Consider the following 23,613-nt stretch of genomic DNA (forward strand, 5'->3'; position numbering starts at 1 on the left):
GTCAGTGCCATCGGGCATCTTGCCGGATGCGGCGTTAACGCCTTATCCGGCCTGGACTCTTCTTATTTCTCTTTCCCTCGACCATACATTCCCTGGAACAGCTGCGCCACATCGACAAAATAATCCGTCAGATAGTTAATTACTACCTGAACCTTAAGCGGCAGTTTGTCTTTTTCGGTATACAGCGCATAGACCGGACGCGGATCCGACTGGTAGCGGGGAAGCAGGATCTCCACTTCGCCGCGATTGATCTCATTGATCACCCACATCAATGGTACATAAGCAATGCCCGCGCCTGCGGCCAGCCAGCGCACCAGCGTCATCGGATCGTTAGTGACGAAGCGCCCCTCTGGAATCAGGCGGGTGGAGATCCCTTCCGGGGCGATAAGCTCGAATTCATTATCCGGGCGAACGCTGTATTCCAGCCATGAGTGATTGCTGAGATCGGCAGGTTTTTCCGGGACGCCAAACTGGGCGAGATAACTTTTAGCGGCGCAGACCACCATCGGCATGGCTCCCAGACGACGTGAAAACAGGCTGGAGTCTTGTAAAGCGCCGACGCGGATAACCACATCCAGGCCATCAGCAATTAAATCCGGTGCCGGGATGCCGGTGACCAGATTTACCGTCAGGCCGGGGTACTCTTTCAGCATTTTCGCCGTCAGCCCGGCGAGGACATTTTGTGCCATGGTTGAAGAACAGCCAATACGCAACGTGCCGATAGGAGTGTTATTAAAGGCATACAGCTGCTCATGCACATCCTGCGCTTCGTGCAGCATTCGACGGCAGCCCTGGTAATAAATTTTACCGGCTTCGGTTAGCCCAATGCTGCGCGTACTGCGGTTTAGCAGTTTGACCTGTAGCTCATCTTCCAGTTTAGAGACCGTCTGGCTTATCGATGAAACGCTCATTTGTAGCTGTCTTGCGGCGGCGGTGAAGGAACCCAGTTCGACAACTTTGGCGAACACCGACATACGTTTTAATCGTTCCATTATTCACTCTGGCTTAAAAGTGATTTAGATCACATAATATAGATAACAGCATAACAGTTACGTTAATATATTATTATTCAAATAACGGCTATGTCGCTCTCGCCTGGCTCATCCTTGCCCTTCTCTGCGGTGACATACGCTAGAAAATCTATCACCTGCACTCTCTTAAGCTACCAAGGTCAACATGAGTCTGTTTCCCGTTATCGTGGTGTTTGGTTTGTCCTTCCCACCGATTTTTTTCGAATTGCTTTTGTCACTGGCGATTTTCTGGCTGGTGCGCCGGGTGCTGGTTCCCACTGGCATTTATGATTTTGTCTGGCATCCGGCTCTGTTTAATACCGCGCTGTATTGCTGCCTGTTCTATTTAATAACACGCCTGTTCGTTTGAGGTTGAAGTGAAAACACTAACAAAAAAACTCTCCCGTACGGCCATGACTCTCGTACTGGTCATTCTGGCCTTCATCGCTATTTTCCGCGCATGGGTGTTCTACACCGAGTCGCCGTGGACGCGTGACGCGCGTTTCAGCGCAGATGTCGTTGCCATTGCGCCGGACGTTGCGGGTCTTATTTCCAACGTTAACGTCCATGATAACCAACTGGTGAAAAAGGATCAGGTCCTGTTTACCATCGACCAGCCGCGCTATCAAAAAGCCCTCGAACAGGCCGAAGCCGACGTCTCTTATTACCAGGTTCTGGCGCAGGAAAAACGTCAGGAAGCCGGTCGTCGTAACCGTCTGGGCGTGCAGGCCATGTCTCGTGAAGAGATTGATCAGTCTAACAACGTACTGCAAACCGTATTACACCAGTTGGCGAAGGCACAAGCGACCCGCGATCTGGCAAAATTGGATCTTGAACGTACCGTTATTCGTGCTCCAGCGGATGGTTGGGTGACTAACCTGAATGTCTACAGCGGCGAATTTATTACCCGTGGCTCCACGGCGGTGGCGTTGGTAAAACAGCATTCGTTCTATGTCCTGGCGTATATGGAAGAAACCAAGCTGGAAGGCGTACGCCCTGGATATCGCGCTGAAATTACCCCGCTTGGTAGCAATAATGTGTTGAAGGGTACCGTTGATAGCGTGGCGGCTGGCGTAACGAATGCCAGCAGCACGCGGGACGCAAAAGGTATGGCGACCATTGATTCCAATCTTGAATGGGTTCGTCTGGCACAGCGTGTGCCGGTGCGCATTCGTCTTGATGAGCAGCAGGGAACCCTGTGGCCAGCCGGGACGACGGCTACCGTTGTTATCACCGGTAAGCAGGATCGCGATGCCAGTCAGGAATCCTTCTTCCGTAAAATGGCGCACCGCCTGCGCGAGTTCGGTTAATTGCGATGGGTATTTTTTCCATTGCCAACCAGCATATCCGCTTCGCGGTAAAACTGGCGTGCGCGATTGTCCTGGCGCTGTTCGTTGGTTTTCACTTTCAGCTTGAGACCCCGCGCTGGGCGGTGTTGACCGCGGCAATTGTGGCCGCTGGCCCGGCTTTTGCCGCCGGTGGGGAACCCTATTCAGGCGCTATCCGCTATCGCGGGATGCTGCGTATCGTCGGGACATTTATTGGCTGTATTGCCGCACTGATCATTATTATCAGCATGATCCGCGCCCCGTTATTGATGATCCTGGTGTGTTGTATCTGGGCCGGTTTTTGTACCTGGATCTCGTCGCTAGTGAAGATCGAGAATTCCTATGCCTGGGGGCTTTCGGGCTATACGGCGCTGATCATCGTCATTACTATCCAGGCAGAACCGCTGTTGACGCCGCAATTTGCGCTCGAACGTTGCAGCGAGATTGTGATGGGGATTGTTTGCGCCATTGTTGCCGATCTGCTCTTTTCGCCCCGCTCGGTGAAACAGGAAATTGATGTCGAACTGGACAGCCTGCTGGTGGCGCAGTATCAGCTTATGCAGTTGTGTATAAAGCATGGCGACAGTGAAGAAGTGGACAAAGCCTGGGGCGATTTAGTCCGTCGCACGGCGGCGCTGGAGGGGATGCGCAGCAACCTCAATATGGAGTCTTCACGTTGGGTGCGTGCTAATCGCAGGCTCAAAGCATTAAACACGCTGTCGCTCACGCTTATTACTCAGTCCTGTGAAACTTACCTTATTCAAAATACCCGCCCGGAACTGATCACTGACACCTTCCGCGAGTTGTTCGACACACCGGTTGAAACGGTGCAGGATGTCCATAAACAGTTGAAGCGGATGCGTCGGGTAATTGTCTGGACCGGCGAACGTGAAACACCGGTAACGATTTATAGCTGGGCAGGTGCGGCGACGCGCTACCTGTTACTGAAGCGCGGTGTGGTGAGTAATACAAAAATTAGCGCGACGGAAGAAGAGATCCTGCAGGGCGAGCCGGTGGTTAAAGTTGAATCAGCCGAACGTCACCATGCGATGGTCAACTTCTGGCGCACCACCCTTTCCTGTGTGCTGGGAACCTTGTTCTGGCTGTGGACCGGCTGGACATCTGGCAGCGGCGCGATGGTTATGATTGCGGTCGTCACCTCGTTGGCAATGCGCTTACCCAACCCCCGGATGGTGGCGATAGACTTTATCTACGGTACGCTGGCGGCATTACCGCTCGGCGCGCTCTATTTTCTGGTAATTATCCCCAACACGCAGCAAAGTATGCTGTTGTTGTGTTTGAGCCTGGCGGTGCTGGGGTTCTTTCTTGGAATCGAGGTTCAGAAACGGCGATTGGGATCGATGGGGGCGCTGGCCAGTACCATTAATATCATCGTGCTGGATAATCCTATGACCTTCCACTTTAGCCAGTTTCTTGACAGTGCGTTGGGACAGATTGTTGGTTGTGTGCTGGCGTTTCTCGTCATTCTGCTGGTGCGTGATAACTCGCGTGACAGAACCGGTCGCGTGTTGCTCAACCAGTTTGTCTCCGCGGCGGTTTCGGCAATGACCACCAACGTGGTTCGTCGTAAAGAAAACCACCTTCCGGCGCTTTATCAGCAGCTGTTTTTACTGATGAACAAATTCCCCGGCGACCTGGCGAAGTTTCGTCTGGCGCTGACAATGATTATCGCGCATCAGCGTCTGCGCGATGCGCCGATACCGGTAAATGAGGATTTATCTGCGTTCCATCGCCAGCTGCGTCGCACCGCCGATCATGTGATTTCAGCAGGAAATGACGATAAACGCCGACGCTACTTTAGCCAGCTGCTGGAAGAGCTTGAGATCTATCAGGAGAAGTTAATCATCTGGCAAGCCCCTCCACAGGTGACGGAACCGGTAAAACGACTCAGCGGGATGCTACACAAATACCAGCACGCGCTGACCAGCAATTAAGCACAAGAAACCGATGCCAGAAGCGTCGGTTTTTTTATGACTATACTTACCTGAAATGCGGGAGGCCCTGCATATTGGTGGTCCGTAGAGTGACTGGCGTCGGGATGGTGGCTATAGATGAACATCTATACGTTTGATTTTGACGAGATTGAAGACCAGGGGGATTTCTACCGCGAGTTCACGCGCGCATTTGGTCTGGCCCGGGAAAAAGTGGTCGATTTAGATTCTCTGTGGGAGGTCGTTACCGGAGAAGTCTTGCCGCTGCCGGTGGAGATTGAATTTATCCATTTGCCGGACAAACTACGCAGGCGATACGGCGCATTAATATTACTGTTCGATGAAGCGGAAGAAGAGCTGGAAGGGCAGTTACGTTTTAATGTTCGTCACTCAATGTAATACATAAAAAAGCCCCCGGCAGGCGGGGGCAAGTCGTCGGTTTAGACGACGAGGGTTTATTTGTACAGTTCTGCAGTCGCGTGCCAGTGAGCACCTTCACGGAGTTCAGTGACGCGATAGCTGCTGGCACCCGCTTTTTCAGCTTTAGCGGCGATAGCCTGACGCATATCCATTGGTGAGCTACCGATTTGAGATACGGAGATGCTACCCATGGATTGCAGGTTCTGTGCTTCTTGTGAGTTCACCTGAGTAACCGCGGCGCTTGCACCGAAAGAGAGAACAGAAAGAAGGCTTAAAGCTGCAACAGTAGTTTTGATTTTCATGATATTTACCTCGTCGAATTCTTTTATTGTGGGTCTTGTTTCGTGACCCTCATCACAAAATCAAGTATACACTAATAACGCGATAAATTAATACCACGCTAATTGTTTCTGTGGTTATTAAGTTTTAAAGAGATTCTTTTTTATAACTAAAAGGAATTAAAATCAGCCTTTTTAACTACCATATAGAAATAAATTAAGTAAAATCAATGGGATATTGGATTTTGCAAAATGTGCGTTTTTCAGCCTTCATATTCACTGTGTGAATGAGTTTTAGCGGTTAAACGCACCATTTGTTAAATGAATGGCAGTGGAAAATAGAACAAAGAGGGGAAAGTAGAGGTTTTTCCCCGCCGGGAGACGACGGGGAGAAGGCATTACAGTTCTTGTTCGAACAGCTCCAGAATGGCTTCGTACAGATCTTTTACCGTAAAACCCTTAGCTGGTGTGGTGAAGATGGTATCGTCACCGGCAATCGTTCCCAAAATACCTTCCGCTTTACCCAACGAATCCAGCAGACGGGCAATCAACTGAGCAGCGCCGGGGCTGGTGTGAATAACCACGACCGCATCGTTATAGTCGATATCCAGTACCAAATTCTTCAGCGGGCTGGAGGTTGTAGGCACCCCCAACTCTGCCGGCAGGCAGTACACCATTTCCATTTTCGCATTGCGGGTACGCACCGCGCCAAACTTGGTCAGCATGCGTGAAACCTTGGACTGATTGATATTATCAAAGCCCTGATCCTGCAATGCGAGGACGATTTCGCCCTGAGAGCTGAACTTTTCTTCTTTAAGTAGCGCTTTAAACGCCTTCACTAATTCTTCTTGTTTTGCCGAGCTTCGCATAAGTCACCCGTAATATGGCGGTAGAAACAACATTATTGTGCATACAGATGAATTTTTATGCAAACGGTCTGCCCTGGTAAAGGCTGAAATAATGTTATGAAAGAGCGGAATTTTATCAAATTTCGTTATCAAGAAACATGCCTGTGTCACGGCGCGCAAATAAGGTTAAAAGTAAATTAATTGTTATCAAATTGATGTTGTTTTGAGAGGCGGGTAGGGTATATTGTCAGCACCTGTTGGAAAGTTGCTCTACTGTGCGGGTGCTTTTGAATTACGTAACTTAGGTTTTATTTTACGTAAGTTAAATGCATAAAAGCCAAATTTGCGTGACTACGCATTCTTGACGCGTGGTTGTTGTATTCGTTGGATTTGTGGATTAAGGTCGCCGCCGCGGAGCAATAGACACTTTGCTTATCAATATAATAAGGAGTTTAGGATGAAAGTTGCAGTCCTCGGCGCTGCTGGTGGTATCGGTCAGGCGCTAGCATTACTGTTAAAAACCCAACTGCCTTCAGGTTCAGAACTCTCCCTGTACGACATCGCTCCAGTAACACCTGGTGTGGCCGTTGATTTGAGCCATATCCCTACTGCTGTGAAAATCAAAGGCTTCAGCGGTGAAGACGCTACCCCTGCACTGGAAGGTGCTGATGTAGTACTGATCTCTGCGGGTGTCGCGCGTAAACCGGGTATGGATCGTTCCGACCTGTTCAACGTCAACGCCGGTATCGTGAAGAACCTGGTGCAGCAGGTTGCTAAAACCTGTCCGAAAGCATGTATCGGTATCATCACCAACCCGGTGAACACGACCGTTGCTATCGCTGCAGAAGTGCTGAAAAAAGCAGGCGTATACGATAAGAACAAACTATTTGGCGTGACCACGCTGGACATTATCCGCTCCAATACCTTTGTTGCGGAACTGAAAGGCAAACAGCCTGGCGACGTTGAAGTCCCGGTTATTGGCGGCCACTCTGGCGTGACCATTCTGCCATTGCTGTCACAAATTCCTGGCGTGAGCTTCACCGAGCAAGAAGCGGCTGACCTGACCAAACGTATCCAGAACGCGGGTACTGAAGTTGTGGAAGCTAAAGCCGGTGGCGGATCTGCTACCCTGTCTATGGGTCAGGCCGCAGCACGTTTCGGCCTGTCACTGGTTCGCGCACTGAGCGGCGAAAAAGGCGTGGTTGAATGTGCTTACGTTGAAGGCGACGGCCAGTATGCTCGTTTCTTCTCTCAGCCGCTGCTGCTTGGTAAAAACGGCGTAGAAGAACGTCAGTCTATCGGTAAGCTGAGTGCGTTTGAGCAAAGCGCGCTGGAAGGCATGCTGGACACGTTGAAGAAAGATATCACTCTGGGCGAAGAGTTCGTTAAGTAAGAACTGCCAGAAAATAAAAAACCGGAGCCTGGCTCCGGTTTTTTTATGCACCACACTTTTATAGCCGGATAAAGTACGTTATCCGGTGCTAACGTCAGTTTGTCGCAGGGTATTCCTGAATCGTCACCTGCAGCGTCAGCTGTTTGTCATCGCGCATCACGACGACGGAGATGACCGAACCTGGGCGAATTTCGGCAACCTGGTCCATGGTCTCAAGCGCGGATACCGCCGGTTTATTATTGACTGAAATGATCAAGTCGTTGACCTGAATGCCGGCCTGCGCTGCCGGACCGTCCGGAGCCACTTCGTTAACCACGATCCCCTGAATTTGATCCATTCCGCCGCCCTGCGCATGCAGTGGCGCAATTTCACGACCGCTGATGCCGATGTAGCCGCGTATCACGCGCCCGTCACGAATCAGCTTATCCATGATTTTGGTCGCCAACTGAAACGGAATGGCGAAGCCAATACCTTCGGGGGTTTCGCCGTCGTTGCTCTTATCAAATGACAGCGTATTAATGCCCATCAGTTCCCCCAATGAGTTGACCAGCGCACCGCCGGAGTTACCGTGGTTGATGGAGGCATCCGTTTGCAGGAAGTTTTGCCGCCCAGTTGGGTTCAGGCCAATACGGCCGGTGGCGCTGATAATCCCCTGAGTGATGGTTTGCCCAAGGTTGTACGGGTTACCAATGGCGAGAACCACATCGCCGATGTGCGGCACGCGTTTATTATTAATTGGGATGGTCGGCAGGCCGCCAGTCGCGTTGATTTTCAGCACTGCAAGGTCGGTTAACGTATCAGAGCCAACAAGCAGCGCTTCAAATACACGCCCATCCTGTAATGCGACGATGATTTGGTCAGCATCATTAATGACGTGCTTATTGGTAATGATATAGCCGCGCTGATCCATGATAACGCCTGAGCCGAGCGTACGGATCTCAAGCTGGTTATGTGCTGTGCTGTTCATACTGCGGTTATAAACGTTAACGACGGCAGGAGCAGCACGGCGAACCGCCGAGTTATAGCTGGCGGGCGTTTCATCTGCACTGTCGAACTGCGGTGTAGTAAGGGTATTAATTTTGCGCAGAGAGGGCATCGCCGCCAGCAGAATGGCGCCGACGATTAAACCAATCGCGACCGAACGTAAAAGCTTCACAAACATGATGGCGGCGTCATTAAAAAAGGGAACGGCAGCAGCATATCACGAGTTAACCGGACATCACACGGGGGGCTGATGTCCGGTTTAATGCATTACCGCAGGAGTAGGTAAATACTGTCGTTACCGCGAACCACCTGCAGAGCGATAATCGCCGGTTTCGCTTCCAGCACCTTACGCATTTCGGCAATCGAGTTTACGCGATCGCGGTTAACGCCAATGATAACGTCATCTTTATGCAGACCAGCCTGTGCGGCTGGACTACTTTTTTCAACGTTATCTATTTTGATGCCTTTAGTGCCATCTTTTAACTGACCATCACTGAGCGTAGCGCCTTGCAACGCAGGGGCGATCATTTCCGCACTGGCGGACGATGATGTGCTGGTATCCAGGGTGACTTCAACCTCCAGCGGTTTACCGTTACGCAGCAGCCCCAGTTTGACCTTGGTTCCTGGTTCAGTTGTCGCAATGCGTGAACGCAGTTCGGCAAAGCTGCTGAGTGGTTTACCGTTGAGACTGGTAATGACGTCACCGGATTTCACCCCCGCCTTGGCAGAACCTGAGTTGGGCAGAACCTCGCTGACAAACGCCCCGCGCTGCACATTCAGATTGAACGCTTTCGCGATGTCGGCGGTCATTTCGGTACCTTTAATCCCTAACAGACCGCGTTTGATTTCGCCAAACTGCATCAACTGTTGCGCCAGCGTGCGCGCCATGTTGCTTGGGATCGCAAAGCCAATCCCGATGCTGCCGCCGCCGGGCGCCAGAATCGCGGTGTTAATGCCAATCAACTCACCGTTGAGATTAAGTAACGCGCCGCCGGAGTTACCCCGGTTGATGGACGCATCGGTCTGAATAAAGTTTTCCAGCCCCTCCAGGTTCAGCCCGCTGCGGCCTAATGCCGATACGATGCCGGAGGTGGCGGTTTGCCCGAGACCGAACGGGTTACCTACGGCCACCGCGAAATCACCCACGCGGAGTTTGTCGGAGTCGGCAATGGCGATTTGCGTCAGGTTACTGGGGTGTTGAATTTGCAGCAGGGCGATATCGCTCTGATCGTCACTGCCGATCAGCTTCGCGTCGAACTCTCGGCCATCATTAAGCTGAACGCTGATTTTTTGCGCCTGATTAATGACGTGGTTATTGGTCAGGACGTAGCCTTTTGCGGCATCAATAATGACCCCTGAGCCCAGCCCTTCAAAAGGTTGTGAAGGTTGGTCGGGAAGCTCATCACCAAAAAATTTTTTAAACTCTTCCGGGACTTTTTGTCCTTGAACAGCGGTGCCTTCGACCCTAACGCTCACCACGGCAGGTAACACTTTCTCCAGCATCGGGGCAAGGCTGGGAAGCGCAGCCTGACCGGGAACCTGGCCGGGAATCGACGCAACGGCCGGGAATGGCGCCGAGAGAGTTAACCCGACACTTAACGCTAATGCACTCAACAGCTGGGTTTGTTTTTTCATGGATCCTGCTCTCGTACCTTGAGTAAACGGAAGATGATTCAAAACAGTTTGATGTTATTGAATTTTCGGTTTGGTCACAATGAGGCTAACGACTAAATAATAGCTGGGACGGGAAGAGAAGCGGAGGGCGCAATTACTGCGCCCAATAAATTTCTTAACGATGTGCGTTTAGTCGCGCTTTGCGCCACTACGCAGCAGGCCGGAGGCCCCTTCAGAATAGTCACGCGGCATCTGAACCGGTGCCTGATCGTTGCCAGCTTCGGACTCTGCCAGACGATTACGGAACGGGTTGTTTTCCGGCGACATACCCGGCAGCAGGTTGCTCGAGCTTTTCGCCATATGCTGGTAGATCTGACGATAATCGTCCGCCATGTTATCCAGCAATTCAGCGCTGCGGGCAAAGTGGCTTACCAGCTCTTCGCGGTACTCTTCCAGCTCAGCTTTATTTTTTTCCAGTTCGTACTGCAATGCCTGCTGTTGGCGTAATTTACGATTACCAAAACGCATGGCTACAGCACCAATAATGATACCGACGACTAACCCAATTAGCGCATATTCCCAGGTCATGAACATCTCCCGTTGTCTTGTGTTTCCGTAGGGTGTTGGCTTTAGGCTCCATGCCTGCGCCTGATTATGCCACTATAACCGCTAATCCCGTAGAAGTGGAATCCCGTGTTTATATCACGTAATGTAGAACGGCCTTTTTTTCGTCAACCGTGAGCGACGGCACATCGATTCTCAAGGAATAACAATAACATCATGCAAAGCCTTTCCCCGACATCGCGTTACCAACAAGCCCTTACAGACGGCACTCATCAGCCCGACAGCGTACAACAAGAAGCCGTGAATCGACTGGAAACCATTTTCCAGGCGTTAAAGACGCCAGCTCGTCCTGCCCCGCAGGAGAATGGTCTGATGGCGCGTTTTGGCAAATTGCTGGGCAAGCGTGAGTCGCCGACCAACCCGCCGGTGCGTGGTTTGTATATGTGGGGCGGGGTCGGACGCGGGAAGACCTGGCTGATGGATCTGTTCTACCATAGTCTGCCGGGCGGGCGTAAACAGCGTTTGCACTTTCACCGTTTTATGCTGCGTGTCCATGAAGAACTTACCGCCCTGCAGGGGCATAGCGATCCGCTGGAAATCATTGCCGACCGCTTTAAGGCCGAAACGGACGTGCTGTGCTTCGACGAATTTTTTGTTTCTGATATCACCGACGCCATGCTGCTTGGCGGCTTAATGAAGGCGCTATTTGCCCGGGGCATCACGCTGGTGGCGACCTCCAATATTCCGCCGGACGACCTGTATCGCAACGGTTTGCAACGCACGCGTTTTCTTCCTGCCATTGATGCCATCAAGCAGCATTGCGACATCATGAATGTTGATGCCGGCGTCGATTATCGTCTGCGCACCTTAACTCAGGCGCATTTGTGGTTGTCGCCTCTGAATGATGAAACCAGCCAGCAGATGGATAAGCTGTGGCTGGCACTAGCGGGAACCAAAAGTGAGCATGCGCCGACGCTGGAGATTAACCATCGTCCGTTGCCGACGCTGGCCGTCGAAAACCAAACGCTGGCGGTGTCGTTCACCACGCTCTGCGTCGATGCCCGTAGTCAGCATGACTATATTGCGCTGTCGCGTCTGTTCCACACGGTGCTGTTGTTTGATGTGCCGGTCATGACCCCGCTGATGGAAAGCGAGGCGCGACGCTTTATCGCGCTGGTGGATGAATTCTACGAACGCCACGTCAAGTTGGTGGTGAGTGCGGCCTCTCCCTTATATGAGATCTACCAGGGCGAGCGTCTGAAGTTTGAATTCCAGCGTTGTTTGTCGCGTCTGCAGGAGATGCAAAGCGAGGAGTATTTGAAGCGGGAACATTTAGCCGGTTAAACCTGCCGCAAATCACATAAAGGGGTCGATCTTTGACCCTGACTTCTCTATAATCTTGCGACCCCACGTTACGAGAGAGTTTTTTTCCCAAAACTTTCTATGCGCCGGCATAGGCTATTCGAAGGGGTAGGTTTGCTGGACAATGTCGTGTGAACCTCAACTGACAAAACGTTTGGGTGTTCACCAACGTGTAACTTATTTATTTGGGTAAGCTTTTAATGAAAACTTTTACAGCTAAACCAGAAACCGTAAAACGCGACTGGTATGTTGTTGACGCGACCGGTAAAACTCTGGGCCGTCTGGCTTCCGAACTGGCTCTGCGCCTGCGCGGTAAGCACAAAGCGGAATATACTCCGCACGTAGATACTGGTGATTACATCATCGTTCTGAACGCTGACAAAGTTGCTGTAACCGGCAACAAGCGTACTGACAAAGTGTACTATCACCACACCGGTCACATCGGTGGTATCAAACAAGCGACCTTTGAAGAGATGATTGCTCGCCGTCCTGAGCGTGTGCTTGAAATCGCGGTTAAAGGCATGCTGCCAAAAGGCCCGCTGGGTCGTGCTATGTTCCGTAAACTGAAAGTTTACGCTGGCAACGAGCACAACCACGCGGCACAGCAACCGCAAGTTCTTGACATCTAATCGGGATTATAGGCAATGGCTGAAAATCAATACTACGGCACTGGTCGCCGCAAAAGTTCCGCAGCTCGCGTTTTCATCAAACCGGGTAGTGGTAAAATCGTAATCAACCAACGTTCTCTGGAACAGTACTTCGGTCGTGAAACTGCCCGCATGGTAGTTCGTCAGCCGCTGGAACTGGTCGACATGGTTGAGAAACTGGATCTGTACATCACTGTTAAAGGTGGTGGTATCTCTGGTCAGGCTGGTGCGATCCGTCACGGTATCACCCGCGCTCTGATGGAGTATGACGAATCCCTGCGTGGCGAACTGCGTAAAGCTGGCTTCGTTACCCGTGATGCTCGTCAGGTTGAACGTAAGAAAGTCGGTCTGCGTAAAGCACGTCGTCGTCCGCAGTTCTCCAAACGTTAATTGCTTTCTGCTTCGGCAGACAACAATTTGCGAAAAAACCCGCTTCGGCGGGTTTTTTTATCACTATTGCTCCCCGTGGAAGCACGGTAATCCGCTGATTGCCACCTCTTTTTCCCCATTTCAAGAATCGACTCACCACAAAGGTCACAAAATCTGGTAAACTATCATCCAATTTTCTGCCCAAATGTCAGGTATCGCTCATTTTTTGTTTGTATTTTGAACAGTAATGGCTTTCCTGAGTCTGGGTGACATCACTTCTGGCTGGCCACTGAGTGGCTGGTAGCAGTAAAAATTCTGAATATACCTGGAGGTTTTCATGGCTGTCGCTGCCAACAAACGTTCGGTAATGACGCTGTTTTCTGGTCCTACTGACATCTATAGCCATCAGGTCCGCATCGTGCTGGCTGAAAAAGGTGTTAGTTTCGAGATTGAGCACGTGGAGAAGGACAATCCACCTCAGGATCTGATCGACCTCAACCCGAATCAGAGCGTACCGACACTGGTGGATCGTGAGCTGACCCTGTGGGAATCTCGCATCATTATGGAATACCTGGATGAGCGCTTCCCGCATCCGCCGCTGATGCCGGTTTACCCGGTTGCGCGTGGTGAAAGCCGCCTGTACATGCAGCGTATCGAAAAAGACTGGTACACGCTGATGAACGTCATCGTGAACGGTTCCGCTTCTGAAGCCGAGGTCGCGCGTAAGCGTCTGCGCGAAGAGCTGCTGGCAATCGCGCCAGTATTCGGTCAGAAACCTTACTTCCTGAGCGATGAGTTCAGCCTGGTAGACTGCTACCTGGCGCCGCTGCTGTGGCGTTTACCGCAGCTGGGTATTGAATTCAACGGTGCCGGTTCGAAAGAACTGAAAGGTTATATGACTCGCGTCTTTGAACGTGATTCTTTCCTGGCTTCTCTGACTGAGCCTGAACGTGAAATGCGTCTGGGCCGGGGTTAACCTGTATGGATTTGCCACAGCTAACACCACGCCGTCCGTATCTGCTGCGCGCATTCTATGAGTGGTTGTTAGACAACCAGCTCACGCCGCATCTGGTGGTGGATGTGACGCTCCAGGACGTGCAGGTTCCGATGGAATACGCACGTGACGGGCAAATAGTTCTGAATATTGCACCGCGCGCGGTGGGGAACCTGGAACTGACAAATGACGAAGTACGCTTTAACGCGCGCTTCGGTGGTGTGCCGCGTCAGGTTTCCGTCCCGCTGGCTGCAGTTCTGGCTATTTATGCTCGTGAAAACGGCGCCGGTACGATGTTTGAACCGGAAGCCGCCTACGACGAAGATGTCGCCAGCTTAAATGATGACGACAACGAAGCGTCTGGTTTTGAGAGTGAAACGGTCATGTCGGTCATTGATGGCGATAAGCCTGACAACAGCGACGACAACGATCCGGATGACACTCCTCCGCCGCCCCGCGGCGGGCGCCCGTGAAATAAGAAAACAGGCCCTTTCGGGCCTGTTCTGTTTTCTGGCTCTGCAATCAATAAAACAGCGCGATGGTGACTATCATATTCACCACAAACCCCACTGCCATCGGAATAGCGGTGCGCTTTACCACCTCAAAGGGTGACACGCCGGCAATACCTGAAGTCACGACGATCACTGCGGTAATCGGTGATACCGCGCGAGCCAGCGTAGTGGCAAAATGCATCGGCATAATCATCACTACTGCCGGAATATGCAGCCCGGCGGCAATATCCGGGATCAGGCTGGCAAAAGACATAAACGGTGCGTTGCCTGAGCCCATGACGATCGCACAGGCGGCAATGACCACGGCCATGATGATCATTACGCCGATGCCGCCAAGGCCGGAGTGTTCCGCGCCTTTAATCACTGCGTCCACTGTCCCGATAGTCGTCAACCCTTTGGCAAAGATCTCACCGGCGACCACCAGTGTGACAACGTTGGCAAACTGTGTCCCCATGCCGTCAAAAAAAGCCTGCACATCATCCATTGTTTCGCGCAGATTATGTTTATGCAGGAATTCGACAAACATGGTCAGCGTCATGCTCATGAGCATCACCACTACCAGATTCAGTTCTGCCTGCATTAATCCCATATGTGCCAGCAACAGCGAACCCAACATCAGGATCAGCGGCATCACCGGTAAAATGGCGTAATACAGCGGGGGTACATCTTCCAGCGTCTTTTGCTCAGCGAACCCGTTGTTTTCCGGTAACGTTTTTTTATCAAATCGGCGCTGTACGAAAAAATGCGCAATGGCGACAGCGATAATGACGCATGAAGCGACGGGGAGCTGGTAATGGAAGAAGTAGGTGGCGATTTTCATGCCCGCGACCTGCGCGGCAAAAATAGAGTTGGTTTCCAGAATGCCCCATTCAATCGACATCGAGGTGGCAATGACCGCAACCGCGGATAATCGACTCACGCCAAGACTGACCAGCGTTGGGAAAAGCGTCACCATCAGTAGCATGCCTAACCCGGAAGCGCTGGTAATGAACTGCGCCATGATCTGACCAATCACATAGGTGGCGGCCAGCACGACATAGGGGGAACGGATCAGCTTAAGCGGTCGGCTTAACAGGCTAACCATCGCTCTGCTGGCCCCCATCCTGTCCATATAACGGGCATAACCACCCACCGCCATGATAGATAAACCCAGCCCTGCCGCCCGATTTGAGAGCATACGCAGAATTTCGTTGTAAATATCGACCAGTAGATAGCCACTACTTTTATCGTCAGCGACCAGCGCGCCGTAACCCAGCCAGACGCCGCAGATCATCAGGAAGATCCCGGCTGCTGCCAGCACGACCTGGGGTTTGTAGTTTTTGAGGATCAAGTAACCCATCGTTAATAAAACGATGACAGAGATAATGATGCCGAACATTGTTTCACTCCATGCCAGGGAAGATGATAAATCCGGTAATAATGCTGTTGTCAAAACGGATGTTATATTTTTCTGGACACTTTTTATGGAGTGGATATCTTATTTTTAACGCAATGGTTAATTTATTTTATGTTATAAAATAGTGGGTTATGATAAATTCTCACATTCATATTCGGAAATTTCACGAAGCCGATATAGCCTTGTTTAATTAAAGGTAATCGGCATGTTCAAGCTAAATATAATATGAATAATAAATATATTATTCATAAGTCAGCCTGTCTGGATGACCATCATTTCACCCTGCTTTCGATCCTGTGTTAGGATAAACCCGCTGTTGTTTGTCACCACGACTTAGCTGAATAGGCCCTATGAACGCATTTGATTCGCAAGCTGAAGACTCTCCATCCACCATTGGCCGTAGCTTACGCAATCGCCCGCTGGCGCGTAAAAAACTGTCTGAGATGGTTGAAGAAGAACTGGAGCAGATGATCCGTCGTCGGGAATTTGGCGAGGGGGAACAACTGCCGTCTGAGCGGGAGCTGATGGCCTTCTTTAACGTGGGTCGTCCTTCTGTACGAGAAGCGCTGGCAGCGTTAAAACGCAAAGGCCTGGTACAAATCAACAACGGCGAGCGCGCCCGCGTTTCGCGTCCTTCGGCTGATACCATTATTAGCGAGCTGTCCGGTATGGCCAAAGATTTCCTCGCGCATCCCGGCGGCATTGCCCACTTCGAGCAGTTGCGACTGTTCTTTGAATCCAGCCTGGTACGATACGCCGCAGAACACGCCACTGACGAGCAAATCGCCAGACTGGCGAAAGCACTGGAGATCAACAGCCAGTCGCTGGATGACAATACGCTATTCATTCGCTCGGACGTTGATTTTCACCGTGTGCTGGCGGAGATCCCGGGCAATCCCATCTTTATGGCGATCCATGTTGCGCTATTAGACTGGCTTATTGCCGCCCGCCCGACCGTTGCCGATCAAGAGTTGTATGAGCACAACAACGTGAGTTATCAGCAGCATATCGCGATTGTAGAGGCTATTCGTCAGCGCGATCCTGAGGAAGCTGACCGCGCACTGCAAGAACACCTCAACAGCGTTTCCGCGACCTGGCACGCCTTCAGCAAAAGTAAAAAATTGCGTAAGTGATCGCGATCCTGACGATCGTTTAAACACAAAATCATTCAAGTTGCATCAAGGCGGCAAGAGAGCGAATCCCCTGGAGCATAGGTAACTATGTGACAGGGGTGAGCGAACGCAGCTAACGCAGAGGCGGCTTGAAGAATGAAGTGTTTAGTGAAGTAGATCGCACTATAAGCGTTCTGTATTGTATTGCTGCTTATTTGATCTGGTATAACAGGTATAAAGGTATGCAATCAGATAACACTAATCATCGACAGAGGTAGTTATGGCAAGAGATCTAAAAGGCGTAATGCCAGCGTTGTTAACCCCATTCGATAACCAACAGCGGCTGGATGTTGAGAGTCTGCGCCGGCTGGTGCGTTTCAACATTGGCCAGGGTATTGATGGGCTCTATGTCGGTGGCTCTACGGGCGAGGCCTTTGTCCAAAACCGCGTTGAAAGAGAGCAGGTGCTGGAAATTGTTGCCGAAGAAGCGAAAGGCAAGGTGACGCTTATCGCCCATGTTGGCACGGTGAGTACCGAAGAGAGCCAGCAACTGGCGAGCGCCGCGCATCGCTACGGCTTTGATGCGGTTTCAGCCGTCACGCCGTTTTACTATCCGTTCAGTTTTGAAGAACACTGCGATCACTACCGCGCAATCATTGATTCGGCGAATGGATTGCCGATGGTGGTCTATAACATCCCGGCGCTGAGCGGCGTAAAACTGACGCTGGATCAGATCAACACGCTGGTGACGCTACCAGGCGTTGGCGCGCTGAAGCAAACTTCCGGCGATCTCTATCAGATGGAGCAGATCCGCCGTGCTCATCCCGATCTGGTGCTTTATAACGGTTATGACGAGATCTTCGCTTCTGGTTTGCTGGCGGGTGCAGATGGCGGTATCGGTAGCACTTACAACATCATGGGATGGCGTTATCAGGGAATTGTGAAAGCACTCAAAGAAGGCGACATTCGGACGGCACAAAAGCTGCAAACTGAGTGCAATAAGGTTATCGATCTGCTCATTAAGGTTGGCGTGTTCCGCGGCCTGAAAACGGTACTGCACTATATGGACGTGGTTTCTGTTCCTCTGTGTCGTAAGCCGTTTGCCCCGGTAGATGAACGCTATCTGCCAGAACTGAAAGCGCTGGCTAACCAACTGCTGGCGGAAAAGGCGTAATCGCGGGTCGCCGGGGAGCTTTGCTCGCCCGGCCTGGATTTTCGACCGTAGGCCGGATAAGGCAAAGCCGCTATCCGGCACAACAACAAAAATCGTCGGGAGAGTAAAATGAGTACTTCTACCCAGAGCATCCCGTGGTATCGCCATCTCAATCGGGCGCAATGGCGGGCATTTTCCGCCGCCTGGCTGGGATATTTACTTGATGGTTTTGATTTTGTGTTAATCGCCCTTGTGCTGACGGAAGTACAAGGCGAATTCGGCCTGACGACGGTGCAGGCTGCCAGTTTGATTTCAGCCGCCTTTATCTCCCGCTGGTTTGGCGGGTTAATGTTGGGGGCCATGGGCGACCGTTACGGACGCCGTCTGGCGATGGTCACCAGCATCATTCTGTTCTCTGTCGGGACGCTGGCTTGCGGCTTCGCGCCAGGCTACACCACCATGTTTATCGCTCGCCTGGTTATCGGGATGGGGATGGCTGGCGAGTACGGCTCCAGCGCCACCTATGTCATTGAAAGCTGGCCTAAACACCTGCGTAACAAAGCCAGTGGTTTCCTGATCTCCGGCTTCTCCGTTGGCGCAGTGGTCGCCGCCCAGGTTTACAGCCTGGTGGTCCCGGTCTGGGGATGGCGCGCGCTGTTCTTCATCGGCATTCTGCCGATTATCTTCGCCCTCTGGCTGCGTAAAAATATTCCGGAAGCGGAAGACTGGAAAGAGAAACACGAAGGCAAAGCGCCGGTGCGTACGATGGTGGACATTCTCTATCGGGGCGAACATCGGGTTATCAATATTCTGATGACTCTCGCCGCCGCAACCGCGCTGTGGTTCTGCTTTGCGGGCAATCTGCAAAATGCGGCTATCGTGGCGATTCTCGGACTGATATGCGCATTTATCTTCATTAGCTTTATGGTGCAAAGCAGCGGTAAGCGTTGGCCCACGGGCGTCATGCTGATGGTCGTCGTGCTGTTCGCTTTCCTTTACTCGTGGCCGATTCAGGCGCTGCTGCCCACGTATCTGAAAACCGAACTCATGTATGACCCCTCAACGGTTGCCAGAGTGCTCTTCTTTAGCGGCTTTGGCGCGGCGGTCGGTTGTTGCGTCGGTGGGTTTCTTGGCGACTGGCTGGGCACCCGTAAAGCCTATGTCTGCAGTCTTTTGGCCTCGCAGTTGCTGATTATTCCGGTGTTTGCGATCGGTGGTTCAAACGTCTGGGTACTCGGTTTGCTGCTGTTTTTCCAGCAAATGCTCGGTCAAGGGATCTCCGGGATCTTACCGAAATTAATTGGTGGCTATTTCGATACCGACCAGCGAGCTGCGGGTCTGGGCTTCACCTACAACGTTGGGGCGCTTGGCGGGGCACTGGCACCGATCATCGGCGCACTGATTGCACAACGTCTGGATCTGGGCACCGCGTTGGGATCGCTCTCCTTCGGCCTGACATTTGTGGTGATCCTGCTGATTGGTCTCGATATGCCGTCCCGCGTACAGCGCTGGCTGCGCCCTGAAGCGTTACGCACGCATGATGCCATCGATGGTCGGCCATTTAGCGGGGCCGTGCCGTTCGGCGGTGACAAAAGCACCATGGTGAAATCCAAAAGTTAATCGGGTTGCCCGGCGCTAAACCGGGCAACTAGCGAAAGGGAAGAACGATGTCGTTATTTAAGCAACGGGATAAAAAGATTATCACCGCGAAGCAGAAGGCTGCGTCATGACTACGCTGGCGATTGATATCGGTGGCACCAAACTGGCTGCAGCGCTGGTGGACAGCAACCTGCGAATCCGCGAACGGCGCGAATTGCCAACACCTGCCAGCAAAACGCCGGATGCGCTGCGCGCCGCGTTACAGGCACTGATTGCGCCGCTACAAGAGCAGGTGAAGCGGGTGGCGATCGCCTCGACGGGGATTATCCGTGAGGGTTCTCTGCTGGCGCTGAATCCGCATAACCTCGGCGGGTTGCTGCATTTTCCGCTGCTGCAAACGCTAAAAGATCTCACTGGTTTGCCGACGCTGGCGGTCAATGACGCTCAGGCCGCGGCGTGGGCTGAGTATCATGCGCTTGGCGGCGAGTACCACGATATGGTGTTTATTACCGTTTCCACCGGCGTGGGCGGCGGAGTCGTGAGTGCAGGGAAACTGCTGACCGGAGTCGGCGGTCTGGCCGGGCATCTGGGACACACGCTGGCCGATCCGCATGGCCCCGTGTGCGGCTGCGGGCGGGTGGGCTGCGTTGAGGCGATCGCATCCGGTCGAGGGATCGCGGCGGCTGCCGAAGGCGCGCTTGCCGGATGCGACGCCAAAACTATTTTTAGCCGTGCCGGGCAGGGGGATGAGCAGGCAAGCCGGTTGATCCATCGCTCAGCGCGAACATTGGCAAGGCTTGTCGCCGATGTGAAGGCCATGACCGATTGCCAGTGCGCGGTCATTGGCGGCAGCGTTGGGTTGGCTGAAGGATACCTGGCGCTGGTGGAACATTATCTGGCACAAGAGCCTGCGGCCTATCACGTGGAATTACTGGCGGCGCATTACCGTCATGACGCTGGATTATTGGGGGCCGCGCTGTTGGCCCGGGGAGAATAATGATGATCACAGATGAATTGCGTTCACTGCCTTCTTCCGGATTACATCCGGTATTACAGGAAGCACTAACGCTGGCCGTTGCGGCAAGACCGCAGGAGAAACCACCAGGACGCTATGAGCTGCAGGGCGACAATATTTTTATGAACGTTATGCAGTTCGCCACGCAGAGCCCGGAGCAAAAGAAAGCGGAGCTGCATCAGCAGTACATTGACATTCAGGTGCTGTTGTCCGGTGAAGAATGCATTCTGTTCGGGATGACCGATTCTGCTCGCCAGTGCGAAGAAATGCATGCTGAGGACGATTATCAGCTGTGCAATCACATTACCGATGAGCAGGCGCTCACTTTAAAGCCGGGAAGATTCGCAATTTTTATGCCGGGTGAGCCGCATAAACCGGGTTGTGCGGTGGAGGAGCCAGGGGAAATCAAAAAAGTCGTGATTAAGGTGCGCGCCAGCTTATTACACGCCTGACGATGAGAGAGACGGTGTCGGATGACAAGGTTTGCGCCATCCGACACGGGATATAAATTTAGCGCTTAAACGTCACTGCTTCCGGCTGCGTCAAATGCAGCGTGGTTTGGCTGGGGAGCGTCTCGGCAATGACTCGCCCGTGACGAATAGAATATCGCGCAGGCGTCTGGCGACGAACCGCGTCAAATCCATTTTCAGCCGGTAAAATCACCAGATTCGCAGAGTTCCCCACGCTCAGGCCATAGTCCTGCAGGTGCAAAGTTTTCGCGCTGTGGGTAGTGATCAGATTCAGTCCATCATTTATCTGCCCGTATCCCATCAGCTGGCACACGTGTAAACCCATATGCAGCACCTGTAACATATTTGCTGTACCTAATGGATACCACGGATCGAAGACGTCATCATGACCGAAGCAGACGTTGATCTCCGCTTCCAGCATCTCTTTGACGCGCGTGACGCCGCGGCGTTTAGGATAAGTGTCAAAGCGTCCTTGCAGGTGAATATTGACCAGCGGATTCGCCACGAAGTTAATACCGGACATTTTTAACAGGCGGAAAAGACGGGAAGCATATGCGCCGTTATAGGAGTGCATTGCCGTGGTATGACTGGCGGTCACGCGCTCGCCCATATTGTAGCGATGCGCCAGCGCCGCGACGGTTTCAACAAAGCGTGATTGCTCATCGTCAATTTCGTCGCAGTGCACATCGATAAGTCGGTCGTATTTTTGCGCCAGGGCGAAGATTTTGTGCAGCGACTCCACGCCATATTCACGCGTAAATTCAAAGTGGGGAATCGCGCCGATGACATCGGCCCCCAAACGCACGGCTTCCTCTAACAGCGCTTCACCGTTGGGATAAGACAGAATACCTTCCTGTGGGAACGCGACAATTTGCAGCTCTACCCACGGCGCGACCTCTTGCTTCACTTCCAGCATGGCTTTCAAAGCCGTTAGCGTAGGATCGGAAACGTCAACGTGGGTACGGACATACTGGATACCGTTAGCCATCTGCCATTTCAGGGTCTGCATCGCGCGCGCTTTGACGTCTTCGTGAGTCAGCATTGCCTTACGCTCGGCCCAGCGTTCAATACCCTCAAACAACGTACCAGACTGGTTCCAGCTCGGCTCACCCGCGGTTTGCGTGGTATCCAGATGAATATGTGGCTCAACGAACGGTGGGATTGCCAGACCGCCCTCGGCATCAAGTACTTCACCTTGCGGCAATGCAGCTGCGTCCTGAGGCTCAATCCGGCTAAAGCGCCCGTTTTCAATCGTGAGCTGCCACAATCCTTCGCGTCCCTGTAAACGCGCCTGACGGATGGTGATGTTATTGTTCTGCATGGCTGACCTCTGGTGATTTAGCAAGGCTGCGATTGAAAAGTGGATTCAGCAGGATATAACTGAACACGCCGCCGAGTACGGCGTTGACTGGCACAATACCGGGAATATAGTGACCGGCGGCGATGCCCAGTGCAACGGACAAAATAGCTATCCAGTTGACGGTCATAAATCGTGCTTTGCTGAAATCGGCATATCGGCGATGGTTCAGCAGATAGTCGGCGATAATCACCCCGCCAATCGGCGGAATCGCTGCCGACAGAAATGTTAGCCAGCCAACAAAGTTATTGTAAAGCCACAGCGCGCAGAGTGTGCCAATAATGCCGTTAGCCACCGACAGCGTACGGCTGGAAAGGCCGGTAATATTGGCAAATCCCAGACCCGATGCGTACAGCGCATTGTCGTTAGTGGTCCAGATATTCAAGCCGAGTACCACAATTGCGGGCAGCAGCAGACCCTGGGCTATCATCACGTCAGAAATATCCGCTTGTCCGACTGCAGCGGCACCCGCCGCACCGAAGATAAACATCAGCGAGTTGCCGAGGAAAAACGCCACCATGGCAATCAGCACCGCGCCTTTGGCATTGCGGCCAAAGCGAACGAAGTCGGCGGTTAACGTCCCGGCGCTGACAAACGAGCCTACCACCAGCGCCAGAGCGGTGGAGAAATTAAGCGGCGTTTGCGGCACAATCGCTTTTAAATGGTCTAAACCGCCGACATCGCTTACCGCCAGCCAGACGGAGTAGCTGCCAAGAATGACGATGGCGGGCACGGCGATGATAGATAAAATGGTCAGTGCCGAGATGCCAAAAAAGATGGTCATCGTCATCAGCAGACCGGAAACCGCAATCAGGATATTGACGTCAATTCCCGTCGCTTTGCCAACCGGAATGGCAAACATGGCCACACCCACGCCAAACCAACCCACCTGGGTACCGCCTAATAGCAGTGAAGGAAGCCAGGAGCCTTTCACCCCAAATGAATAACGCGCCAGAAGGTGGGTCGAGAGCCCTGTTTTTGCGCCGATGAAACCGAGAAATGCAGTGTAAATACCGAGGAGAAGATTACCGAAGAGAACTGCCAGGAAGAAATCATTATAAGAAAGACCAGTACCGAGTGTGCCACCGGTCCACATACTGGCGGAAAAAAATGTGAGCCCCAACATAACAAACGTTAGTGGTATCACGCCTTTCCGCGCCGCCAGAGGGACGGGGCCCTGGCTATAATTGTTGTCCTGCGACACAACGCCTCCATGAATTTTGCCCAAAAAATCCG

At 52.4% G+C, this 23,613-nt stretch carries 24 protein-coding genes; 15 read left to right on the forward strand and 9 right to left on the reverse strand.

The window, feature by feature from the left end:
• Positions 1 to 62: 62 nt before the first annotated feature.
• Entirely contained in the window at positions 63 to 992 is a 930-nt protein-coding gene (gene aaeR, locus FDX14_RS13720) for an HTH-type transcriptional activator AaeR (RefSeq protein ID WP_038634351.1), read from the reverse strand.
• Between the two features lie 184 nt (positions 993 to 1,176).
• On the opposite strand from aaeR, the gene aaeX reads away from it, so the two are divergent.
• The 4 genes from aaeX (at position 1,177) to FDX14_RS13740 (ending at position 4,689) form a co-directional block, all read left to right on the forward strand.
• Positions 1,177 to 1,380 carry a p-hydroxybenzoic acid efflux pump operon protein AaeX gene (gene aaeX / locus FDX14_RS13725; RefSeq protein ID WP_003025177.1) on the forward strand — a complete coding sequence of 68 codons (204 nt, stop codon included), beginning with the start codon at positions 1,177 to 1,179 and terminating at the stop codon, positions 1,378 to 1,380.
• 7 nt (positions 1,381 to 1,387) lie between these two features.
• Positions 1,388 to 2,320 carry a p-hydroxybenzoic acid efflux pump subunit AaeA gene (gene aaeA / locus FDX14_RS13730; RefSeq protein ID WP_042311334.1) on the forward strand — a complete coding sequence of 311 codons (933 nt, stop codon included), beginning with the start codon at positions 1,388 to 1,390 and terminating at the stop codon, positions 2,318 to 2,320.
• Between the two features lie 5 nt (positions 2,321 to 2,325).
• Positions 2,326 to 4,293, forward strand: coding sequence for a p-hydroxybenzoic acid efflux pump subunit AaeB (gene aaeB / locus FDX14_RS13735; protein WP_061382533.1), 1,968 nt, complete (start codon positions 2,326 to 2,328; stop codon positions 4,291 to 4,293).
• 117 nt (positions 4,294 to 4,410) lie between these two features.
• Entirely contained in the window at positions 4,411 to 4,689 is a 279-nt protein-coding gene (locus FDX14_RS13740) for a barstar family protein (protein ID WP_061382532.1), read from the forward strand.
• A gap of 56 nt (positions 4,690 to 4,745) precedes the next feature.
• On the opposite strand, the gene yhcN is transcribed toward FDX14_RS13740, so the two are convergent.
• Together yhcN and argR are read right to left on the reverse strand one after the other, a co-directional pair.
• Positions 4,746 to 5,012, reverse strand: a complete 267-nt coding sequence (yhcN, locus tag FDX14_RS13745) for a peroxide/acid stress response protein YhcN (protein ID WP_042311328.1) — start codon at positions 5,010 to 5,012, stop codon at positions 4,746 to 4,748.
• 374 nt (positions 5,013 to 5,386) lie between these two features.
• Positions 5,387 to 5,857: a transcriptional regulator ArgR gene (argR, locus tag FDX14_RS13750; protein ID WP_003025162.1), complete on the reverse strand. Its 471-nt coding sequence runs from the start codon at positions 5,855 to 5,857 to the stop codon at positions 5,387 to 5,389.
• 436 nt (positions 5,858 to 6,293) lie between these two features.
• Here argR and mdh point away from each other — a divergent pair, with 436 nt between their 5' ends.
• Complete coding sequence (gene mdh / locus FDX14_RS13760; RefSeq protein WP_038634337.1) at positions 6,294 to 7,229, forward strand: malate dehydrogenase; 936 nt, start codon at positions 6,294 to 6,296, stop codon at positions 7,227 to 7,229.
• Positions 7,230 to 7,323: 94 nt separating this feature from the next.
• On the opposite strand, the gene degS is transcribed toward mdh, so the two are convergent.
• The 3 genes from degS to zapG form a co-directional block, all read right to left on the reverse strand.
• On the reverse strand, positions 7,324 to 8,391 hold the full coding sequence (degS, locus tag FDX14_RS13765; protein WP_042311325.1) for an outer membrane-stress sensor serine endopeptidase DegS: 1,068 nt from the start codon (positions 8,389 to 8,391) through the stop codon (positions 7,324 to 7,326).
• Positions 8,392 to 8,480: 89 nt separating this feature from the next.
• Positions 8,481 to 9,848 (reverse strand): serine endoprotease DegQ, encoded by a 1,368-nt coding sequence (gene degQ, locus FDX14_RS13770; protein ID WP_042311323.1) that lies wholly within the window; start codon positions 9,846 to 9,848, stop codon positions 8,481 to 8,483.
• A 168-nt stretch (positions 9,849 to 10,016) separates the two neighbouring features.
• Positions 10,017 to 10,415: a Z-ring associated protein ZapG gene (zapG, locus tag FDX14_RS13775; RefSeq protein ID WP_003025147.1), complete on the reverse strand. Its 399-nt coding sequence runs from the start codon at positions 10,413 to 10,415 to the stop codon at positions 10,017 to 10,019.
• Positions 10,416 to 10,607: 192 nt separating this feature from the next.
• Between zapG and zapE the strand changes: the two genes are divergently transcribed.
• The 5 genes from zapE to sspB all read left to right on the forward strand — a co-directional run bounded on the left by zapE (position 10,608) and on the right by sspB (position 14,236).
• On the forward strand, positions 10,608 to 11,735 hold the full coding sequence (zapE, locus tag FDX14_RS13780) for a cell division protein ZapE (RefSeq protein ID WP_137349692.1): 1,128 nt from the start codon (positions 10,608 to 10,610) through the stop codon (positions 11,733 to 11,735).
• Positions 11,736 to 11,953: 218 nt separating this feature from the next.
• Positions 11,954 to 12,382, forward strand: a complete 429-nt coding sequence (rplM, locus tag FDX14_RS13785) for a 50S ribosomal protein L13 (RefSeq protein WP_003025141.1) — start codon at positions 11,954 to 11,956, stop codon at positions 12,380 to 12,382.
• Positions 12,383 to 12,397: 15 nt separating this feature from the next.
• Entirely contained in the window at positions 12,398 to 12,790 is a 393-nt protein-coding gene (gene rpsI / locus FDX14_RS13790; protein ID WP_003025138.1) for a 30S ribosomal protein S9, read from the forward strand.
• Positions 12,791 to 13,106: 316 nt separating this feature from the next.
• Positions 13,107 to 13,745, forward strand: a complete 639-nt coding sequence (gene sspA, locus FDX14_RS13795; protein WP_003025132.1) for a stringent starvation protein SspA — start codon at positions 13,107 to 13,109, stop codon at positions 13,743 to 13,745.
• Positions 13,746 to 13,750: 5 nt separating this feature from the next.
• Positions 13,751 to 14,236, forward strand: coding sequence for a ClpXP protease specificity-enhancing factor (gene sspB, locus FDX14_RS13800; protein ID WP_137349693.1), 486 nt, complete (start codon positions 13,751 to 13,753; stop codon positions 14,234 to 14,236).
• 49 nt (positions 14,237 to 14,285) lie between these two features.
• Here the strand turns inward: sspB and dcuC are convergent, their stop codons facing one another.
• On the reverse strand, positions 14,286 to 15,653 hold the full coding sequence (gene dcuC / locus FDX14_RS13805; RefSeq protein ID WP_042311319.1) for an anaerobic C4-dicarboxylate transporter DcuC: 1,368 nt from the start codon (positions 15,651 to 15,653) through the stop codon (positions 14,286 to 14,288).
• A 359-nt stretch (positions 15,654 to 16,012) separates the two neighbouring features.
• On the opposite strand from dcuC, the gene nanR reads away from it, so the two are divergent.
• The 5 genes from nanR (at position 16,013) to nanQ (ending at position 21,002) form a co-directional block, all read left to right on the forward strand.
• A complete protein-coding gene (gene nanR / locus FDX14_RS13810; RefSeq protein WP_094301045.1) occupies positions 16,013 to 16,804 on the forward strand; it encodes a transcriptional regulator NanR in 792 nt (263 codons plus the stop codon).
• A gap of 259 nt (positions 16,805 to 17,063) precedes the next feature.
• Positions 17,064 to 17,957 (forward strand): N-acetylneuraminate lyase, encoded by an 894-nt coding sequence (gene nanA / locus FDX14_RS13815; protein ID WP_137349694.1) that lies wholly within the window; start codon positions 17,064 to 17,066, stop codon positions 17,955 to 17,957.
• A 108-nt stretch (positions 17,958 to 18,065) separates the two neighbouring features.
• A complete protein-coding gene (nanT, locus tag FDX14_RS13820; protein WP_038634306.1) occupies positions 18,066 to 19,556 on the forward strand; it encodes a sialic acid transporter NanT in 1,491 nt (496 codons plus the stop codon).
• 106 nt (positions 19,557 to 19,662) lie between these two features.
• Positions 19,663 to 20,532, forward strand: coding sequence for an N-acetylmannosamine kinase (nanK, locus tag FDX14_RS13825; protein WP_137349695.1), 870 nt, complete (start codon positions 19,663 to 19,665; stop codon positions 20,530 to 20,532).
• Between the two features lie 2 nt (positions 20,533 to 20,534).
• Positions 20,535 to 21,002, forward strand: coding sequence for an N-acetylneuraminate anomerase (gene nanQ / locus FDX14_RS13830; RefSeq protein WP_137349727.1), 468 nt, complete (start codon positions 20,535 to 20,537; stop codon positions 21,000 to 21,002).
• A 58-nt stretch (positions 21,003 to 21,060) separates the two neighbouring features.
• Here nanQ and FDX14_RS13835 read toward each other — a convergent pair whose 3' ends face one another.
• Positions 21,061 to 22,341, reverse strand: a complete 1,281-nt coding sequence (locus FDX14_RS13835; protein WP_137349696.1) for a cytosine deaminase — start codon at positions 22,339 to 22,341, stop codon at positions 21,061 to 21,063.
• Positions 22,328 to 23,581, reverse strand: a complete 1,254-nt coding sequence (codB, locus tag FDX14_RS13840) for a cytosine permease (protein ID WP_042311311.1) — start codon at positions 23,579 to 23,581, stop codon at positions 22,328 to 22,330. The genes FDX14_RS13835 and codB overlap by 14 nt, the downstream gene beginning before the upstream one ends.
• Between the last annotated feature and the right edge of the window lie 32 nt (positions 23,582 to 23,613).

Origin of the sequence: Citrobacter sp. wls710 (genome assembly GCF_005281115.1) — a bacterium.
In the GTDB taxonomy this organism is placed as follows: domain Bacteria; phylum Pseudomonadota; class Gammaproteobacteria; order Enterobacterales; family Enterobacteriaceae; genus Citrobacter; species Citrobacter werkmanii.

Coding starts and splice junctions, on each gene's coding strand:
- aaeR (WP_038634351.1), bottom strand. CDS start 992: ATGGAACGATTAAAACGTATGTCGGTGTTCGCCAAAGTTGTCGAACTG.
- aaeX (WP_003025177.1), top strand. CDS start 1,177: ATGAGTCTGTTTCCCGTTATCGTGGTGTTTGGTTTGTCCTTCCCACCG.
- aaeB (WP_061382533.1), top strand. CDS start 2,326: ATGGGTATTTTTTCCATTGCCAACCAGCATATCCGCTTCGCGGTAAAA.
- FDX14_RS13740 (WP_061382532.1), top strand. CDS start 4,411: ATGAACATCTATACGTTTGATTTTGACGAGATTGAAGACCAGGGGGAT.
- yhcN (WP_042311328.1), bottom strand. CDS start 5,012: ATGAAAATCAAAACTACTGTTGCAGCTTTAAGCCTTCTTTCTGTTCTC.
- argR (WP_003025162.1), bottom strand. CDS start 5,857: ATGCGAAGCTCGGCAAAACAAGAAGAATTAGTGAAGGCGTTTAAAGCG.
- mdh (WP_038634337.1), top strand. CDS start 6,294: ATGAAAGTTGCAGTCCTCGGCGCTGCTGGTGGTATCGGTCAGGCGCTA.
- degS (WP_042311325.1), bottom strand. CDS start 8,391: ATGTTTGTGAAGCTTTTACGTTCGGTCGCGATTGGTTTAATCGTCGGC.
- degQ (WP_042311323.1), bottom strand. CDS start 9,848: ATGAAAAAACAAACCCAGCTGTTGAGTGCATTAGCGTTAAGTGTCGGG.
- zapG (WP_003025147.1), bottom strand. CDS start 10,415: ATGACCTGGGAATATGCGCTAATTGGGTTAGTCGTCGGTATCATTATT.
- zapE (WP_137349692.1), top strand. CDS start 10,608: ATGCAAAGCCTTTCCCCGACATCGCGTTACCAACAAGCCCTTACAGAC.
- rplM (WP_003025141.1), top strand. CDS start 11,954: ATGAAAACTTTTACAGCTAAACCAGAAACCGTAAAACGCGACTGGTAT.
- rpsI (WP_003025138.1), top strand. CDS start 12,398: ATGGCTGAAAATCAATACTACGGCACTGGTCGCCGCAAAAGTTCCGCA.
- sspA (WP_003025132.1), top strand. CDS start 13,107: ATGGCTGTCGCTGCCAACAAACGTTCGGTAATGACGCTGTTTTCTGGT.
- sspB (WP_137349693.1), top strand. CDS start 13,751: ATGGATTTGCCACAGCTAACACCACGCCGTCCGTATCTGCTGCGCGCA.
- dcuC (WP_042311319.1), bottom strand. CDS start 15,653: ATGTTCGGCATCATTATCTCTGTCATCGTTTTATTAACGATGGGTTAC.
- nanA (WP_137349694.1), top strand. CDS start 17,064: ATGGCAAGAGATCTAAAAGGCGTAATGCCAGCGTTGTTAACCCCATTC.
- nanT (WP_038634306.1), top strand. CDS start 18,066: ATGAGTACTTCTACCCAGAGCATCCCGTGGTATCGCCATCTCAATCGG.
- nanK (WP_137349695.1), top strand. CDS start 19,663: ATGACTACGCTGGCGATTGATATCGGTGGCACCAAACTGGCTGCAGCG.
- nanQ (WP_137349727.1), top strand. CDS start 20,535: ATGATCACAGATGAATTGCGTTCACTGCCTTCTTCCGGATTACATCCG.
- FDX14_RS13835 (WP_137349696.1), bottom strand. CDS start 22,341: ATGCAGAACAATAACATCACCATCCGTCAGGCGCGTTTACAGGGACGC.